Raw genomic sequence first — 16500 nt, forward strand, 5'->3', positions numbered from 1 at the left:
CCCATGAGCAAGATCCTCGTCATCGCCGAACACCTGGACGGCAAGCTGAACCCCTCCACCGCACGCGCTGTGAGCGCGGCCGTGGCCATCAAGCCCCAAGCCATCGACGTACTGGTGCTGGCCGACAACGTCGACGCCATCGCCGCCGACGCCGCCAGGATCGAAGGCGTCAGCCGCGTACTGACCCTTGCCCGCGCCGAGAACGCGCACCCGCTGGCCGCCGTGCTGGCCCCGCAGATCGCCAAGGCCGCCGCCGGCTACAGCCACGTGTTCGCGCCGTCGACCACCTTCGGCAAGGACGTGCTCCCGCGGGTCGCCGCCCTGCTGGGCGTGGCGCAGGTCAGCGACGTGATGAGCGTGGAAGGTGCCCACACCTTCAAGCGCCCGATCTACGCCGGCAACGCCATCATCACCGTTGAAGCCGACCCGAATACCACCGTGGTGGCTACCATCCGCACGGCTTCGTGGCCGGCGGCCTCGAACGGCGCCGGCGGCGCGCCGGTCGAAGCCATCAGCGTGGACGCCGCCCTGCCCTCGCACACGCGCTTCGTCGAGCTGCAGTCGGGCAAGAGCGACCGTCCGGACCTGCAGAGCGCCAGCAAGGTGGTCTCCGGTGGCCGTGGCGTGGGCTCGAAGGAAAACTTCGAGATCATCTACAAGTTCGCCGACAAGATCGGTGCTGCCGTCGGCGCCTCGCGTGCCGCGGTCGACGCCGGCTACGTGCCGAGCGACCTGCAGGTGGGCCAGACTGGCAAGATCATCGCGCCCGAGCTGTACATGGCGATCGGCATCTCCGGTGCCATCCAGCACCTCACCGGCATCAAGGACGCCGGCACCATCGTCGCCATCAACAAGGACGGCGAGGCGCCCATCTTCGAGATCGCCGATATCGGCCTGGTGGGTGATCTGTTCAAGATCATCCCGGAACTCGAGCAGGCCCTAGGTTAAGATAGCGTTTCAAGCGGATGTCGGCTGGCCGCTGGCCAGCCGAGGATTCGTCAATAAGCACGGAATTTCTCGCGCGTTTCAAAAACGCCCGATAGGTTCTCATGCGCCCAAGCCCAGCCTGCAGTTACGCGTAGTAACATGCCGTTACGCATTGGTATGCGTAGATACCGGCCCTTTGTGGCGTAGGTCCGGTGGAATCTGGCTTTTGGGGCGCTCATGGATAGTCTGTCAATCAAACAAGGGGCTCCCGGCTCCGAATCGGTATGCGTGCCGCTTTGTGTGGATCTCGATGGCACGCTGATCCGATCAGACTTGCTGGTCGAATCGGCGCTGGCGCTGCTGGCGCGCAGCCCTTTAGCGCTTTTTTCCATGCTGGTGTGGTTGCTGCGTGGCAAAGCCCACCTCAAGCAGGAGATAGCCCGTCGAATCGAGCTTGACGCCCAGTACCTGCCCTATAACAACGATGTACTGGCGTGGGTGAAGGAACAGCAGCAGCAGAGGCTTGTTATCCTGTGCACTGCATCGGATCGACAACTGGCCCAGCGCGTGGCCGATCACGTCGGCGGTTTTGATGCCGTGCTGGCCAGTGACGGTGAACGCAATCTTTCCGGAACCCAGAAGGCACTCGCACTAGTAGGGCTCTATGGCGAGCGCGGCTTCGATTACGCCGGCAACGCCAAGGTCGACTTGAAGGTATGGAAATCGGCAAGGGCCGCCATCACCGTGGAGTCAGGCACCCGCCTGAGCGATGCCGCCGCCCGTACCACGCAGGTGGACCGGCGTTTCGAGTTGCCCAAGGCAGGCCCGCGTCACTGGCTCAAGGCCTTGCGCGTGCACCAGTGGATCAAGAATGCCCTCGTGTTCCTGCCGTTGCTTGCCGCGCACCGGATGTTAGAAATGCAGTCACTGGCCGCGACCGCGCTGGCCTTTTTCTGCTTCAGCCTCTGTGCGTCCAGCGTCTATATCACCAACGACCTGCTCGACCTGACCGCCGATCGCCAGCACCATCGCAAACGCAATCGTCCGTTCGCGGCGGGACACCTTCCGCTGATCGCCGGACCGACCGCGGCCGTTGCCTTGCTTGTTGCCGGGTTTGGCCTCGCCACCATGTTGCCGAACGAGTTCGTGCTCGTGCTCGCAGGCTATTACCTGCTCACCAGCGCGTACTCCTTCCGGTTCAAGCGCATCATGATGCTGGACGTGGTCGTCCTGGCATTGCTCTATACCAGCCGCATCGTCGCAGGTACCGCCGCCATCCAGGCCAGGCCATCCTTCTGGCTGCTCGCCTTCTCTATGTTCCTGTTCCTGAGCCTTGCCATGATCAAGCGCTATGTGGAACTGCTGACGGCACAAAAGGCCGGCAAGATCGGCGCCAGTGGCCGTGGCTACGACGTGGGCGACATATCGCTCATCCAGTCGCTCGGCGCATCGAGCGGCTACCTTTCCGTCCTCGTGCTCGCCTTGTACATCGACAGCCCCGATAGCCGGGTGCTCTACCAGCATCCGCACTACTTGTGGCTGCTCTGCCCCGTGCTTCTGTACTGGATCAGTCGCACCTGGGCCATCGCCCACCGCGGTGTCATGCACGATGACCCGGTGGTGTTCGCCGTCACCGACAGGGTCAGCCAGGCCCTCCTGCTCGCGGCGGCACTTGTCGTGATGTTCTCCATACGATGAGTGACGCCGGACAATCTTGGGGGCGCTACTCCCGGGCTCAACAGTCAGTCATCGCCATTTCCGACCGGCACTCGCTATTGCCACCCGCAAAGGGCTCGATGCTTCCCTATGGCAATGGGCGCAGCTACGGCGACAGCTGCCTCAATGACGGGGGTACTCTGCTGCATGCGCGATCACTTGACCGGTTCATACGTTTCGATGCAAGCACCGGGCTGCTCGAGTGCGAAGCGGGGGTGCTGTTCTCCGAGATCCTCGATCTGGTCGTGCCCCAGGGATGGTTCCTTCCGGTCACCCCCGGAACGAAGTTCGTGACGGTTGGCGGTGCGATCGCCAATGACGTGCACGGCAAGAACCATCATCGTGCTGGAACATTTGGCCGGCACGTAACCGAATTGGAACTGCTGCGCTCCGACGGTTCGCGCATGGTCTGCAGTGCTGATCTACACCCCGACTGGTTTGCGGCGACAGTGGGCGGGCTGGGCCTGACCGGGCTGATCACCCGTGCGCGGGTCCAGCTACGCAAGATCGCCGGTCCCTGGATGAGCTGCGAGGTTCACCGCTTTGAGGATCTGGCGGGCTTTTTTCGCCTGTCCGAGCAATCGGACCGCGACTACGAATACACCGTTGCCTGGGTGGATTGCGTAAGCAAGGGCAAGGGACTGGGCCGAGGCCTGTTCACGCGTGCGAATCACGCACCCGCGCACCCCGATGCGCGCCCGCCGTCACCGGGGCGCCGCCCCAATGTTCCGCTGACACCGCCCTTCTCGTTGATAAACCCGCTCAGCCTGCGGGTCTTCAACACGCTCTACTATCATCGCCAACGCAAAGAAGTCAGTCGCGCGACCACGCACTACGAACCGCATTTCTATCCGCTGGATGGCATCGGCAGCTGGAACCGGATATACGGCCCGCACGGCTTCATGCAGTACCAGTGCGTCGTGCCACCGCGTGAAGCGCAAGCGTGCACCGAGGCGTTGCTGGATGCGATTGCCGCCAGTGGCGAGGGCTCGTTTCTTGCCGTGCTGAAGCAGTTCGGAGATGTCAGGTCTCCTGGCTTGCTCTCGTTCCCGCGGCCGGGTACGACGCTGGCCCTGGATTTCCCCAATCGCGGGCACAGCACGCTGTCCCTGCTGAACAGGCTCGATGAGATCGTGGCGGCGGCGGGCGGCGCGGTCTATCCAGCCAAGGACGCGCGCATGTCGGCGGACAGCTTCAAGCGATACTTTCCCGACTGGGAATTCTTCAGCCACTACATCGACCCGGGCTTTTCCTCCAGCTTCTGGCGTCGGGTCACGGAGTAAGCATGCAAAAGGTCGTCATCATAGGCGCAACGTCCGCCATCGCCGAGGCAACGGCGCGCCGGTACGCCGCGCGTGGCGCACACCTGTTCCTGATCGCCAGGAACAGTGAACGGCTCAACGACATCGCACAAGACCTGCGAGTACGCGGAGCTGCGCAGGTAGGACATGCGGTGCTGGACGTTGCCGATCTTACCGCACATGCCCGCGTCGTCGATGATCTCTGGGGTCAACTCGGCCACGTGGATGTTGCCTTGATCGCCCACGGCACGCTGCCCGACCAGTCCGCCTGCGAAGCATCCGTCGAGGTGGCGCTGCATGAGTTCACCGTCAACGGCACATCGACGATCGCGCTGCTCACTGCCCTCGCGGCGCGCTTCGAGCCACAGGGAAGCGGCACCATCGCCGTGATCTCGTCCGTAGCGGGTGACAGGGGGCGGCAAAGCAATTACCTCTACGGCGCCGCCAAGGCCGCCGTCAGCACCTTTGCAAGCGGCCTGCGCCAACGCCTGTTCAAGGTTGGGGTCAACGTACTTACCGTAAAGCCAGGCTTCGTCGACACGCCGATGACCCGCAATTTCAAGAAGGGCGCGCTCTGGGCAAAACCCGATGCGATCGCCAAGGGCATCGTTCGCGCCACGGACCGCGGCCGCAGCGTGGTTTACCTGCCATGGTTCTGGCAACCCATCATGCTGATCATCAAGCATGTCCCTGAATTTGTCTTCAAGCGCATCAAGCTCTAACGCATATCACCATGATCGACAAGAACGCGAAGCTGGTTCTGACGGGTGCCGCCGGCCTGGTCGGACAAAATCTCATCGTCGAGCTCAAGGCACAGGGATATACCAATCTCGTTGCCATCGACAAGCACAAGTACAACCTGGGTGTCCTGCGCCAACTCCACCCGGACGTCCAGGCCATCGAGGCCGACCTGGCCGAACCGGGCGCTTGGGCCGATGCATTTGCGGGCGCTGCGTGCGTGATTCAGCTGCACGCACAGATCACCGGTAAATCCACGGGGCTCTTTACCCGCAACAACATCGACGCGACCAAGCTCGTGCTCGATGCGGCGCGCCGCCATGCCACACCCTACCTTGTACACATCAGCTCTTCGGTCGTCGTTTCCGTCGCGGACGACGACTACACGAACACCAAGAAGGCTCAGGAGAAGCTGGTGGTCGAAAGCGGGTTGACGCACTGCGTCCTTCGCCCGACCCTGATGTTTGGCTGGTTCGATCCCAAGCATCTCGGCTGGCTCTCCCGCTTCATGGCCAAGACGCCGGTCTTTCCGATTCCCGGCAATGGCCGCTACATGCGCCAGCCGCTGTACGAGCGGGATTTCTGCCGATGCATCGTGCGCTGCGTCGATGCACAGCCAGACGGCGACATTTACGACATCGTTGGCGATACACGTATCGACTACGTAGACATCATCAAGACGATAAAAAGAGCGAAAGGATTGCGCACATTGATCGTTCACATTCCCTACGGGCTGTTCTACCTGTTGCTGAAGACCTATGCACTCTTCAGCGGCAAACCACCTTTCACGGCTGACCAGTTGAAAGCGCTCACGGCTGGAGATGACTTCAAGGGCGTGGACACCGAGAAGACCTTTGGTGTCCGGCAGACCCCTTTCGCAGACGCAGTCAAAGAGAGCTACTGCGACCCTCGCTACAGCAAGATCGTTCTCCAGCGCTGATTCACGGAGCCGTTAGATGAGTATCAAGAAAATCGCGATCCTCGGGGCAGGCCCAATGGGCCTGATGTGCGCCATGGAACTGCTCAAGCAGGGCCATGAGGTCGATATCTACGAACGGGACAATCGCATCGGCGGCATGTCGGCCAGCTTCGATTTCGACGGGCTGGAAATCGAACGCTATTATCATTTCGTATGCAAGACCGACTATCCGCTTTTCCAGCTTCTCGAAGACCTCAAGATCTCATCGAAGCTGAAGTGGGCGGACACCAAGATGGGGTTCTTCTACAACGGCCGCCTCTACAAGTGGGGAACGCCCGCTGCCCTGCTTTCATTCAAGGGACTGGGCCTGATTAGCAAGTTCCGCTACGGCCTGCACGCAATGTACGCCAAGAGCATCAAGGACTGGCGTCCATTCGACGGCATCCGGGCGACCGCGTGGCTGCGCAAATGGATCGGCGAGCGGGCCTACAACGTGCTGTGGAAGAGCCTGTTCGAGTTGAAGCTGTTCGAATACAGCGACGAGATCTCCGCTGCCTGGATCGGCACCCGCATCAAGCGCGTGGCGCTCTCGCGCCGCAGCCTGATGCAGGAAACCATGGGCTACCTCGAAGGCGGGTCTGCCACGCTGCTGCGTGAAATGGAGCGCTTCATCCTGGCCAAGGGCGGCCGCATACATCTCAACGCCGGCATCGACCACGTCGATATCGACAACGCAAGGGTTCGGGGAATCGTCGTCAATGGCGAGCACAAGCCCTGCGATGCCGTCATGTCCACGGCCCCCATCCAATACCTGCCCAGGCTCGCTCCCGGGCTGCCTGCCGATTTCATCGCCAGCATCGAGGCGATCAAGAACATTCCTGTCGCCTGTGTGATCCTGAAGCTCAAACAGCCAATAAGCGAGAACTTCTGGATGAACATCAATGACCCGGGCATCGAAATACCTGGTGTCATTGAGTACTCCAACCTCAATCCCTCGCCGCAGCGCATTCTCTACGCCCCGTTCTACATGCCAAAGACCCACCCCAAGTGGGCCCTCCCCAACGAGGCGCTCATTGAAGAAGTCATCGGCTCCCTTCACAAGCTGAACCCGGCCTTCAGCGGCGATTGGGTGCTGGCCACCCACTGCCACCGCTACGAGTTCGCGCAGACCATTTGTCCAGCCGGCTTCCAGGCGATGCTGCCGCCCATGAAGACCCCCGTGCAGGGCTTGTATATGGCGGACACGTCCTACTACTACCCTGAGGATCGGTCCATATCCGAAAGCATCAACACGGCACTGATGCTGGTTTCAAGCGCACAGGGCGACCTTGCACATGCATCGTGACGATGCCGATACCGCCCCGATGCACACCGGGCCGGCACACCTGCGCTTTTTCAAGTTCCTCGCCGTCGGCGGCTTTGCCGCCGCGGTGAATTTTGGATCAAGAATCCTTTTCAGCCAGCACGTCTCCTACAGCACGGCCATCGTCCTTGCCTATCTTCTGGGCATGGCGACTGCGTTCGTACTCAACCGCCTGCTGGTCTTCAAGCGCACAAGCAACGCCCTGCTCCAGCAAATCGGCTGGTTCTCGGCCATCAATGCGATCGCCTTGTTGCAGACATTGCTGATAAGCCTGGCTCTAGCCGATTACATCCTTCCCTGGATGGGTTGGCACTGGCAGCCCGAACTGGTGGCCCACGCCTTTGGCGTCGCCGCCCCGGTAGTAACGAGTTACTTCGGCCACAAGCACTTTTCATTCAAATGACGTCGGCCCGGAACGGGCACTCAACCGCTCAACGGGTGGATTGAATCACGGCGATCCAAAGCAACGGAAAAGCGATGGAAAACATGACACGGCGCCAGTTCTGGACTTGCTTTGTTCTTCTCTGGGGCCTGATGACTGCGTATGCGCTGTACCAGGGACGCGCATTCATCTTCGGTCCGGCAATCCTGGAGACGGGCGATTTTGCGGCCAACGGCATGCAGATCTATGACGCCCGGTTCTTCGATGACATTTGGGGCAACTATTCGCGCTGGGGGTTCAGCCATCCGGGCCCCTTCTTCTTTTACATGTACAGCTTTGGCGAAAGGCTGTTCATGGATACGTTGCACCTGGTCGAATCGCCCCATCAGGCGCACGTCATCACTGGAACCTTGTTCCAGGCTGCCTGCATCGCTTTCGCCATTTGCCTGCTCACGCTCCTGACACGCAGAAGGCTCACCCTCGCGCTGTGCCTGGCGATGGCTGCATGGCTACTCCCGCGCACGCTGGCCGCCTTCACCAGCATCTGGCCACCGCATGTGCTGTTTGGGCCGTATGTCGTTCTCATCGTCAGCTGTGCCGCCATAAGCGTCGGCTACCGCAAGCTCATTCCCGTCGCCGTCTTCGTCACCTGCGTGCTTTGCCATGGACATGTGGCACAACCGCTGATGACGATACCCATGCTTGCCCTCGCGACTGCCCTGTTTCTGAGGCACGAGATGTCCAGGGGGGAGTCGCTACGTTCCATCATCGGCACCTCAAGGAACCTGATCTGGCTATCGTTCGCGATCATTGCCGTATTCCTGGCTCCCCTTGTGGTCGACCTGACGCGCTGCCCGAATTGCAATGCCAAGCGCATCGTCGACTATTTCAGGACTGACCATGGACCGCGCCCCAGGACAGGACAGGCGCTGAACTACGTGTTCTCGTACCTGCGCTTCGATCACAACCCGGAGTGGCTGGACAACCAGCGCGCGATTCATCGCCTGACTCATCGCGTTGAAATCGGCATCGCGAGCCTTGTCCTGCTGCTCGGTGCGCCCTGGCTGTTGAGGAAGCGAATGGAACGCGCCCAGTTCCTGGCGCTCGGCTCGCTCGCGCTGTTCACGACACTGGCGACCATCCTTTCGATTTTCTGGGCCAAGCGCATCACCGGGCCGCTCTACGAATTCAATGCCTTTTTTGTCTACGGCGTCGTATTCGTGGGGGCATGCACGCTCGTCTCCACTATCGCGATGGTGATCCGGAAGGGGTGCGTGTCAGGCGCCACGGCTGGCCTGGCTGCCGGAGCCACCGTGGCCCTGGTTGCCTGCGGACCAAGCCTGCCCATGTTCACTTCAACGGCAACACTCGCCATGCCCGACGCTGCCGGCGCGCGAGCACATTTACCGGCGCATCCCGTACTGCTCAATCAGGACAAGGACGAGGATTGGTCCGCCACAACGGCACTGGCGCTGTGGCTGACACGTAATGATGTAGATTTTCTTGTCCCACCCAGCTGGGCGTACGTGTACGGCTGGAAACACTCGCTGGAATTGCCGCGGGTACTGGCGCTCGATGATCGATTCGAGATCTGGGAACCGGGTGACGACAAGAAGATCCTCGACAACAAGACATTCGACATTACCCGCTTTTGCCACATCACCAGCGAAACGCCCGCGGTTGAGCTGGGCTCGGCACCCGTGTCCATCGACGACGCACGCGATCACTGCACCGTCGCGGCGTTCGGACTCAACAAGCCCCCCAGGGATCCGGCAAGCTGGAACACGGCCCCATTCATGGCGCTCCAGTTCGTGGGAAAGCACACCGACCAGCCTGTTACATTGAAGCTCGACGTCACGCCTTTCGTGGTCCCCGGCAAGATCGATGAACAAGTCATTGGCATTTACGTCAACGGAAAGTCCCTGGGCGATGTCCACCTGAAGGAAAGCCAGGTGGTTTCACTGATCGTTCCACCGGATGTATGGAATGCGACGAAAGTCGTCACGGTCGCTCTTGCGTTTCCTGATGCCGCATCACCTCTCTCGCTCGGTGCGTCCGTTGACAGTCGGGTACTTGCTTTAAGCTTCCACGGTATGGGTATCCAGTACAACGATCACTAGTCCCAACGTGCTTGCCCGTTCCATCGAGGCAGGGCTGGCACGGCCCTTCGAACTGCCGGCAGTCTCCGGGATCGCCTTCCGGACTGAACCGGGCACCTGCTGGCCGCCTCGGACATAAACGCCTATCTTTTCTTCGAAAGACCACGAGTACAGTTACCCATGCATAAGCTTGGCCCCTTCAAGGTACTGCCCGCCTCCTACGACGCGGGAGGCAGGCCTGGCCGAATGACCATGGTATGGGTCACCGCGCTACTGGTGCTCTACGGCATCATCCAGGGCTGGGCATACATCTTCGGCCCGGCTGTGATCGAGACGGGTGACTACGCGGCCAATGCGCTCCAGATCATCGATGCGGGGCATTTCAAGGACATCTACGGCAACTATTCGCGCTGGGGCTTCAATCATCCGGGCCCCTTTTTCTTTTATGCCTACAGCGCCGGGGAAGCGCTGTTCTTCAAGGGACTGAAACTCGTCAGCTCACCGGATCAGGCCCACGTTCTGACCGGAATACTCATTCAGTCGCTCTGCTTTGGCTGGGCCGCCTGGGAGTTCGCCCGCCTCACGCAACGCAGGGCGCTGGCAGTATTCATCGCCGCTGCCGCGATCGTGCTGCCCCATACCAGCGCGGCGCTTTCGAGCATCTGGCCGCCACATGTTCTGCTCGGCCCTTATTTTGCCCTCGTGGTCAGTTGCGCGTCGCTGAGCCTGGGCAACATTCGCTCGCTCAGCGTTGCCGTGCTCATGACCTGCATCCTTTGCCATGGCCATGTCGCCCAGCCGTTGATGACGATGCCGATGCTTGGCGTGGCTTTGATCTCCTTCCTTGTGCACCTGTATCGCAGCGGCCCGGAGCGGACCGCCACCATCCGGAGCCTGGCTGGCCCGATCCTGTTGAGCGCCCTCATCGTCGCCGTGTTTCTGCTGCCCATTGCCATCGACCTGACACGATGCCCCAACTGCAACGCGCAGCGCATACTTGATTATCTGCACAACACCACGGAAACCCGGCCAAGGTGGGGCCAGGCGGCCAACTACGTCGCGTCGTATTTCTTCTTTGATCACCATCCCGACTGGATAAGCAATCAGCCCAGGATTCATCGGCTCACATGGCGTTCCGCCGTGATGCTGCTGCTGGTCGGTGCCACGCTGATTCTTCCTTATGTGCTGCGTCGCTGGATGCCCGCACGCGATTCGCAGGCTCTGCGGGTTCTGGGCGCCTTTGTCGCCCTTGCGGCCGTGCTTGCACTGCTCTGGGCAAGGCGCATTACCGGCCCACTGTATGAGTTCAACTCGTTCTTCATCTATGCACTCGTCCTGTGGACGATGATGCTTATCGCTGCGGCCGCTGCCTTTTGCGTAAAGCTCAGGTACGCACCGGCGGTTACCCTGCTCCTCCTTATCGTCGCGGCCGCGTCTCTGGTCAGGGCGCCCGACCAGATTGTCGCCAGCGGGAGTTCCGCCCTGCAGGACACCATGGCGGCCCCTGAGAATCCTCACGAGCTCGCCATTCTGGTTCAGGACAACCGCGACGCCTGGCCAACCACGGTGACCTTGGCGCTATGGCTGGCACGCCACGGTGCGGAGTTCATGGTACCGAACGATTGGGCGTTTCTTTTTGGATGGGACCACGCGCTGGACACGGCGCGCATCGTTCACGCGGACAGGCCCATCCGGATATGGCGAACCACCTCGCCTTACAAGAACTTCGCCGGGGCAACGTTCGAGCCGGGACGTTTCTGCTGGATCGGCAATCACACGCCAGAATTGGGCTCGGACATGTCCGCGGCCAAGGTCGACGACGCACGCGCTTCCTGCACACTCAATACGCTCGGCATTCCCCAGTTCAACGGAGAGGACTGGACCTGGACCCAGGGTAATGTGGTCATACTCCAATTCAGGGGCCATCACGCCGACCATCCGGTGCAGGTTGACCTGGACGCTTTCCCGTACCTCGGTGATGGCAAGCTGGAGAAACAGCGGGTCACTATTTACATAAACCAGACCAGCATGGGGACGATTGACGTCACCGGCCAGCGCACCCTTTCGTTCAACGTTGATCCTGCCGTATGGAATTCGAGCGGTGTGGTAACGCTCACCGCCTACCTGCCCGATGCCAAGTCGCCAGCGGAGCTTGGGCTGTCCAATGACGCCCGCAAGCTTGGTCTCGGATTCCGTGGTTTCTCCGTGAAGTACGGCGAACAGGACGTACCTTGAGCGCGGCAGCCTGCTGAGGCCTGCGTCATATGCGGGCCGCTCGCAGGAGAGTCACGCGCAAGCGCCACGACGGCGAGGCAGTTCCGGCTCATTTCCCCGATGCAGGGACATGAGTCGGAGCTCAGCTTCCATGGGAACCCCCGCCACGTGAAAACACGCGGCACGACGACTAGGGACGCTTCCTGACGATCAGGCCAATGGACGTACACACATATCCGGCGAGCAGCAGCTTCAAATGCGGATTGTGCTTGTACGGAGGAACGTCGACGCAATAGTCGAGCGGGCTGGTGCCATAACTCCAGTCCATCTCCTCGACGAGATAGCCCTTGCTCGTGAGCTTGTCGATGAGGGCTTCGATATCACGCCGTCGGTAAATGACGGTATCACCGGACTCGATCGTGTCCTGGTTCGAGCAGACGTTGAACTCCGTGGTGTGGACGGCGACCCCGCCAGGCTTCAACGCCCTCATGGAGTTGCAGACGAAGTCGATCCCGTGCTGGATGCTGCCCAGATGCTCGAAGGCACAGGAAGACCAGTTGAAGTCGAACTTGCCGTCGAACTCCCGGGGAATCCTGTTCATGTCGACGGAGCGGAAATTGACGAGCCGGTTGAATTCGAGCTCATCACATAGCTTGCGCTCGTTCAACGCGGCCTTGTTCGCGGCATGCTCGTTGTTGTCGAGCCAGCCCTTCTGGGTGGCATGCGCCAACTCCAGGTCGGTGGCGAGGATCTGGGCACCTCTGCTCGCAAATACCGATGCAAGCGGCTCCTTGCCGACGGCAAATCCCAGGCCGACCTTCCCGGGCTTCAACATGCCGCTGCTGTGCAGCGCCTCGCAGATGAAGACCCACTCCCAAGTCTTCCTGTGTATGTGGTTGCCTAACCCGAAGACCCTTGCCCAGTCCTGATAGAGTCCCGATGTGAGCTTTTCCTGGGTACAAAGCTGCGACTGCATACCGTGCTCCTGGCGATCGATCGTTTGACGATTCGAAAGTGGGATAGATAAAGCAGGCTCATGACAATAACAGAACCACTCAGGTCCATTTCCACCCGTTGCCGCACTTGACTGCCCAGGGCAGGCTGAGGCCCTCTTCATGAACGTGAAGCGCCGTGGCTCGGCATTCATCGGCATTGCGCCCGCTCGATCCGGCCGCAACGCCTGCAGCCTGCCGACTCCCTCCCGGCTGGAACCCGACCCGCTGCGGTCGCCCGGGATCTTCCGCCATATCGATACCTTGGGACTTCGGACACTCGCGGCACGCCATGAATTTCCTCGCCCTGAAAAAGACAAAGGCCCCGCAGGGCCTTTGCTCAAGGAGATGGGTTGGCAGACAGCGTCTGCCATCACGCGCGTATCAACCGATCAGCGACGCGATCTCTTTCACCTTGGCCTCCATCAGGGCCGCATCCTGCCGGGCCTCGACGTTGAGGCGGAGCAAGGGTTCGGTATTGGACATGCGAAGGTTGAAACGCCACGCACCGAAGTCGGCACTGATGCCATCGGTGTGATCCAGCACGGGCTTGAGCGAGGCGTAGTGATCGAGCACGCGGGTCATGGACTGCCTGGCATCGGCCACGTGGAAATTGATCTCGCCGCTGCAAGGAAACGCGGCCATCTGCCGTTCGAGCATGGACCTCAACGACACGCCAGTCCGACTGATGCGCTCCACTAGCAAGAGCCAGGGAATCATCCCGGAGTCGCAGTATGCGAATTCGCGGAAGTAATGATGGGCGCTCATCTCGCCGCCGTAGACGGCGTCTTCGCTGCGCATACGCTCCTTGATGAAGGCATGCCCGGTCTTGCTCTGCACGGCCACGCCGCCGGCCTCGGCGACCATGTCGATGGTGTTCCAGGTCAGACGTGGATCATGAATGATCTTGGCTCCCGGGTGCTTCTCGAGCAGCTGCGCAGCCAGCAGGCCAACCACGTAATAGCCCTCGATGAATTCGCCGCCATCGTCGAAGAAAAAGCAGCGATCGAAGTCGCCATCCCAGGCGAGACCGAGGTCGGCCTTGTGAAGGCGCACGGCATCGGCGGTTGCCGAACGGTTTTCCGGCAGCAGTGGGTTGGGAATGCCATTGGGAAAATGCCCATCCGGCGAGTGGTTCACGCGGATGAACTCGAACGGAAGATGCTTCTCCAACAGGTCAATGATTGGACCCGCGCAACCATTGCCGCCATTGACGACGATCTTCAGTGGACGGAGTGCAGCCACGTCAATGTAGCTGAGCAGATGCTGGATGTAACCGCTCTTGTCGTGATCCGACTCGATGTTCCCGGGCGTGGCTGCATCGACGAACTGGTTGGCTTCCACCAGGCGTTCGATGTCGCGAAGACCGCTGTCGCCACTGATCGGCCGCGAACCTTCGCGCACCAATTTCATGCCGTTGTAGTCCATCGGATTATGGCTGGCGGTGACCATGATGCCGCCGATGACGCCACGTGCGAACGTCTGGTAGTAGACCTCCTCCGTTCCACACAGGCCGATGTCGATCACATCGCAGCCGGCACGATTGAGGCCCAGCGACAGGGCCGCGGCCAACGCCGGGCTGGCCAGGCGAATATCGTAGCCCACCACGACGGTGCCTTTGCCTACCACTTCTGCATAGGCGCGACCGATGCGCTCGGCGATATCTTCGTTCAGCTCGTCGGGCAGGCGGCCGCGAATGTCGTAGGCCTTGAAGCTCTTCAGTGCCACAGTTGTGTCCTCATCTTCTGGATCGCACGTGGCTTAGTCGTTTGCCGCGTACATCCACTGCAGCGTCTGCTGCAGCGGAATGATGTTGAGTGGTCCAATCAAGCCAGCCAGCCTGTGGTTGTCCCCGGTCAGTCGCCGGACTTCGTTGGCACGGACAAAGGCTGGGTTGACCCGCACCTCGATCGTGTACCCGGCCATCGCCTCCATCATATGAATGACGTCGGTCAGCGTATGGGCCTGCCCGGAACAGAGGTTGACGACCTGGCCGATCGCGTTCGCCTTCAGCAGGCGGACATAGGCCTGCGCGACGAAGCGAACATCCTGAAAGTCGCGCGCGACATCGATGTTTCCCAGCTCGATGAGCGGTGCCCGGCTGCGAAAGTGATTGACGATCTTGGGCAACAGGAACTTGTCCGACTGCCCCACGCCGGTGTAGTTGAACGGGCGGGCGAGGATGATCGGCAGGCGATCCATCCACAGCCTGGCCATGTACTCCATCGCCAGCTTACTTACCGCATAGTCATTGGCGGGGCGTGGCTCGACGTCCTCGGACAGCAGCTCGATGTCGCTGTTGCCATAAACGTTGGCGCTGCTCGCCAGCAACACGGCACGGGGAACGTGGCCGCAGGCGGCCAGGGCTTCCAGCAGGTTGCGCGTACCGACGACGTTGGTGCGGTAGATCGCATCGGTATCGCCATGTGCCACGAAGGCGATGGCCGCAAGATGCAACACGACGTCCGGCTGTACGTCGGCGACAGCCTTCAACATTGCCTGGCGGTCACAAAGATCCGCCTGCAACGCACCTGGCTCCGGCTGGCGCGAGAGGCTGACTACGTCATAGCCAGCCGCCTCGAGCTCTGCCACCACATAACGGCCGGTGAACCCTTCGCTACCCGTGACCAGCGCCACGGGGCGGGCACGATCAGAAGGAGTGGCCACGTTCGTTCCGGTGCAGGTCGGCGGCAACCATCATGCGGCAAAGCATTTCCAGATCGGTTTTCGGCTCCCAGCCCAGCTTGGCCCTGGCCTTGCTGGCGTCGCCGATGAGCAGATCCACTTCGGCCGGACGATGGAAGCGCGGGTTGATCACCACCATGGCACGACCGGTCTCGCGGCAGATGCCGCGCTCGGCTTCGCCCTGGCCCTTCCAGTCGATGGTGATGTCCACGGCCTTGAACGCCATGGTGACGAAATCGCGCACCGTTTCAGTGCGGCCGGTGGCCAACACGTAGGTGTCGGGCTCATCCGCCTGCAGCATGCGCCACATGCCTTCGACGTACTCCTTGGCAAAACCCCAGTCTCGCTTGGCGTCGAGATTGCCCAGCTCCAGGCGATCAGTGCGGCCGAGCTTGATCTTGGCCACGGTGTCGGTGATCTTGCGCGTCACGAACTCCCTGCCGCGCAGCGGCGATTCGTGATTGAAGAGCACGCCGCTGGAGCCGAAGATGCCGTACGACTCGCGGTAGTTGACCGTCATCCAGTGGGCGTAGAGCTTGGCCACGCCGTAGGGGCTGCGCGGATAGAAGGGCGTGTCCTCCTTCTGCGGCACCGCTTGCACCTTGCCGAACATTTCCGAAGTCGACGCCTGGTAGAAGCGGATCTTCGGATCGACGATGCGGATGGCTTCCAGCAGGTTCAACGCACCTACCGCGGTAATCTGCGCGGTCAGCACGGGCTGGTCGAACGACACGCCGACGAAGCTCTGTGCAGCGAGGTTGTAGACCTCGGTGGCACCGGTCGTCTGCAGCAGGCGGACCGCCGAGCCGAGGTCGGTCAGGTCAAACTCGACCAGGTGCAGGTTGGGCTGCTTGTCGATCCCCAGCTCTTCGATACGCCAGAAATTGACCGAGCTGGTGCGGCGATAGGTGCCGTAAACCGTGTATCCCTTCTCCAGCAGGAGTTCGGCGAGATAGGCGCCGTCCTGACCGGAGATGCCGGTGATGACCGCTGTCTTCATGATTCTTCCCTACATTTCGAAAATGTCGCTGCGCCTCCATCGAGCGGAGGTTTCCTAACCCCCGCCTGGGCACCGCACTAAACAGATACCTGCCTGACCAACTCAAAACCAATCAGCTCAAGCTGGGACTGGCCCGATGACCACACGCGGATTTCCAGATCCTT

Annotated in this window: 13 protein-coding genes; 9 read left to right on the top strand and 4 right to left on the bottom strand. The window is 61.0% G+C overall.

All coding sequences use genetic code 11. The features are described from left to right. Positions 1–3: 3 nt before the first annotated feature. The 9 genes from DVU99_RS12440 to DVU99_RS12480 all read left to right on the top strand — a co-directional run bounded on the left by DVU99_RS12440 (position 4) and on the right by DVU99_RS12480 (position 11680). The gene (locus DVU99_RS12440; RefSeq protein WP_114240531.1) at positions 4–948 is read left to right on the top strand and encodes an electron transfer flavoprotein subunit alpha/FixB family protein; all 945 of its coding nucleotides are present in this window, start codon (positions 4–6) and stop codon (positions 946–948) included. A 216-nt stretch (positions 949–1164) separates the two neighbouring features. After that, positions 1165–2625: a UbiA family prenyltransferase gene (locus DVU99_RS12445; protein ID WP_114240532.1), complete on the top strand. Its 1461-nt coding sequence runs from the start codon at positions 1165–1167 to the stop codon at positions 2623–2625. Continuing rightward, positions 2622–3926, top strand: a complete 1305-nt coding sequence (locus DVU99_RS12450) for an FAD-binding oxidoreductase (protein ID WP_114240533.1) — start codon at positions 2622–2624, stop codon at positions 3924–3926. Before DVU99_RS12445 ends, DVU99_RS12450 begins: the two co-directional genes overlap by 4 nt. Before the next feature lie 2 nt (positions 3927–3928). Next, a complete protein-coding gene (locus DVU99_RS12455; protein WP_114240534.1) occupies positions 3929–4666 on the top strand; it encodes an SDR family oxidoreductase in 738 nt (245 codons plus the stop codon). A gap of 11 nt (positions 4667–4677) precedes the next feature. Continuing rightward, positions 4678–5622, top strand: a complete 945-nt coding sequence (locus DVU99_RS12460) for an NAD(P)-dependent oxidoreductase (protein ID WP_114240535.1) — start codon at positions 4678–4680, stop codon at positions 5620–5622. A gap of 22 nt (positions 5623–5644) precedes the next feature. Continuing rightward, complete coding sequence (locus DVU99_RS12465; protein WP_198670300.1) at positions 5645–6946, top strand: NAD(P)/FAD-dependent oxidoreductase; 1302 nt, start codon at positions 5645–5647, stop codon at positions 6944–6946. Further along, positions 6936–7367, top strand: a complete 432-nt coding sequence (locus DVU99_RS12470) for a GtrA family protein (RefSeq protein WP_232823586.1) — start codon at positions 6936–6938, stop codon at positions 7365–7367. The genes DVU99_RS12465 and DVU99_RS12470 overlap by 11 nt, the downstream gene beginning before the upstream one ends. A gap of 74 nt (positions 7368–7441) precedes the next feature. Continuing rightward, entirely contained in the window at positions 7442–9466 is a 2025-nt protein-coding gene (locus DVU99_RS12475; RefSeq protein WP_114240538.1) for a hypothetical protein, read from the top strand. Positions 9467–9691: 225 nt separating this feature from the next. Continuing rightward, positions 9692–11680 (top strand): hypothetical protein, encoded by a 1989-nt coding sequence (locus tag DVU99_RS12480; RefSeq protein ID WP_114240539.1) that lies wholly within the window; start codon positions 9692–9694, stop codon positions 11678–11680. A gap of 169 nt (positions 11681–11849) precedes the next feature. On the opposite strand, the gene DVU99_RS12485 is transcribed toward DVU99_RS12480, so the two are convergent. The 4 genes from DVU99_RS12485 to gmd all read right to left on the bottom strand — a co-directional run bounded on the left by DVU99_RS12485 (position 11850) and on the right by gmd (position 16336). Beyond that, complete coding sequence (locus DVU99_RS12485) at positions 11850–12635, bottom strand: methyltransferase domain-containing protein (protein ID WP_114240540.1); 786 nt, start codon at positions 12633–12635, stop codon at positions 11850–11852. A gap of 400 nt (positions 12636–13035) precedes the next feature. After that, positions 13036–14379: a phosphomannomutase gene (locus DVU99_RS12490; protein ID WP_114240541.1), complete on the bottom strand. Its 1344-nt coding sequence runs from the start codon at positions 14377–14379 to the stop codon at positions 13036–13038. Positions 14380–14412: 33 nt separating this feature from the next. Then, positions 14413–15288: an NAD-dependent epimerase/dehydratase family protein gene (locus DVU99_RS12495; RefSeq protein WP_232823587.1), complete on the bottom strand. Its 876-nt coding sequence runs from the start codon at positions 15286–15288 to the stop codon at positions 14413–14415. A gap of 13 nt (positions 15289–15301) precedes the next feature. Continuing rightward, entirely contained in the window at positions 15302–16336 is a 1035-nt protein-coding gene (gene gmd / locus DVU99_RS12500) for a GDP-mannose 4,6-dehydratase (RefSeq protein WP_114240543.1), read from the bottom strand. Between the last annotated feature and the right edge of the window lie 164 nt (positions 16337–16500).

This window comes from Dyella sp. C9 (genome assembly GCF_003332825.1).
GTDB lineage: Bacteria > Pseudomonadota > Gammaproteobacteria > Xanthomonadales > Rhodanobacteraceae > Dyella.

Excerpts from the sequence above, each read along its gene's own strand:
- DVU99_RS12440 (WP_114240531.1), top strand. The coding sequence starts at position 4 with ATGAGCAAGATCCTCGTCATCGCCGAACACCTGGACGGCAAGCTGAAC.
- DVU99_RS12445 (WP_114240532.1), top strand. The coding sequence starts at position 1,165 with ATGGATAGTCTGTCAATCAAACAAGGGGCTCCCGGCTCCGAATCGGTA.
- DVU99_RS12450 (WP_114240533.1), top strand. The coding sequence starts at position 2,622 with ATGAGTGACGCCGGACAATCTTGGGGGCGCTACTCCCGGGCTCAACAG.
- DVU99_RS12455 (WP_114240534.1), top strand. The coding sequence starts at position 3,929 with ATGCAAAAGGTCGTCATCATAGGCGCAACGTCCGCCATCGCCGAGGCA.
- DVU99_RS12460 (WP_114240535.1), top strand. The coding sequence starts at position 4,678 with ATGATCGACAAGAACGCGAAGCTGGTTCTGACGGGTGCCGCCGGCCTG.
- DVU99_RS12470 (WP_232823586.1), top strand. The coding sequence starts at position 6,936 with ATGCATCGTGACGATGCCGATACCGCCCCGATGCACACCGGGCCGGCA.
- DVU99_RS12475 (WP_114240538.1), top strand. The coding sequence starts at position 7,442 with ATGGAAAACATGACACGGCGCCAGTTCTGGACTTGCTTTGTTCTTCTC.
- DVU99_RS12480 (WP_114240539.1), top strand. The coding sequence starts at position 9,692 with ATGACCATGGTATGGGTCACCGCGCTACTGGTGCTCTACGGCATCATC.
- DVU99_RS12485 (WP_114240540.1), bottom strand. The coding sequence starts at position 12,635 with ATGCAGTCGCAGCTTTGTACCCAGGAAAAGCTCACATCGGGACTCTAT.
- gmd (WP_114240543.1), bottom strand. The coding sequence starts at position 16,336 with ATGAAGACAGCGGTCATCACCGGCATCTCCGGTCAGGACGGCGCCTAT.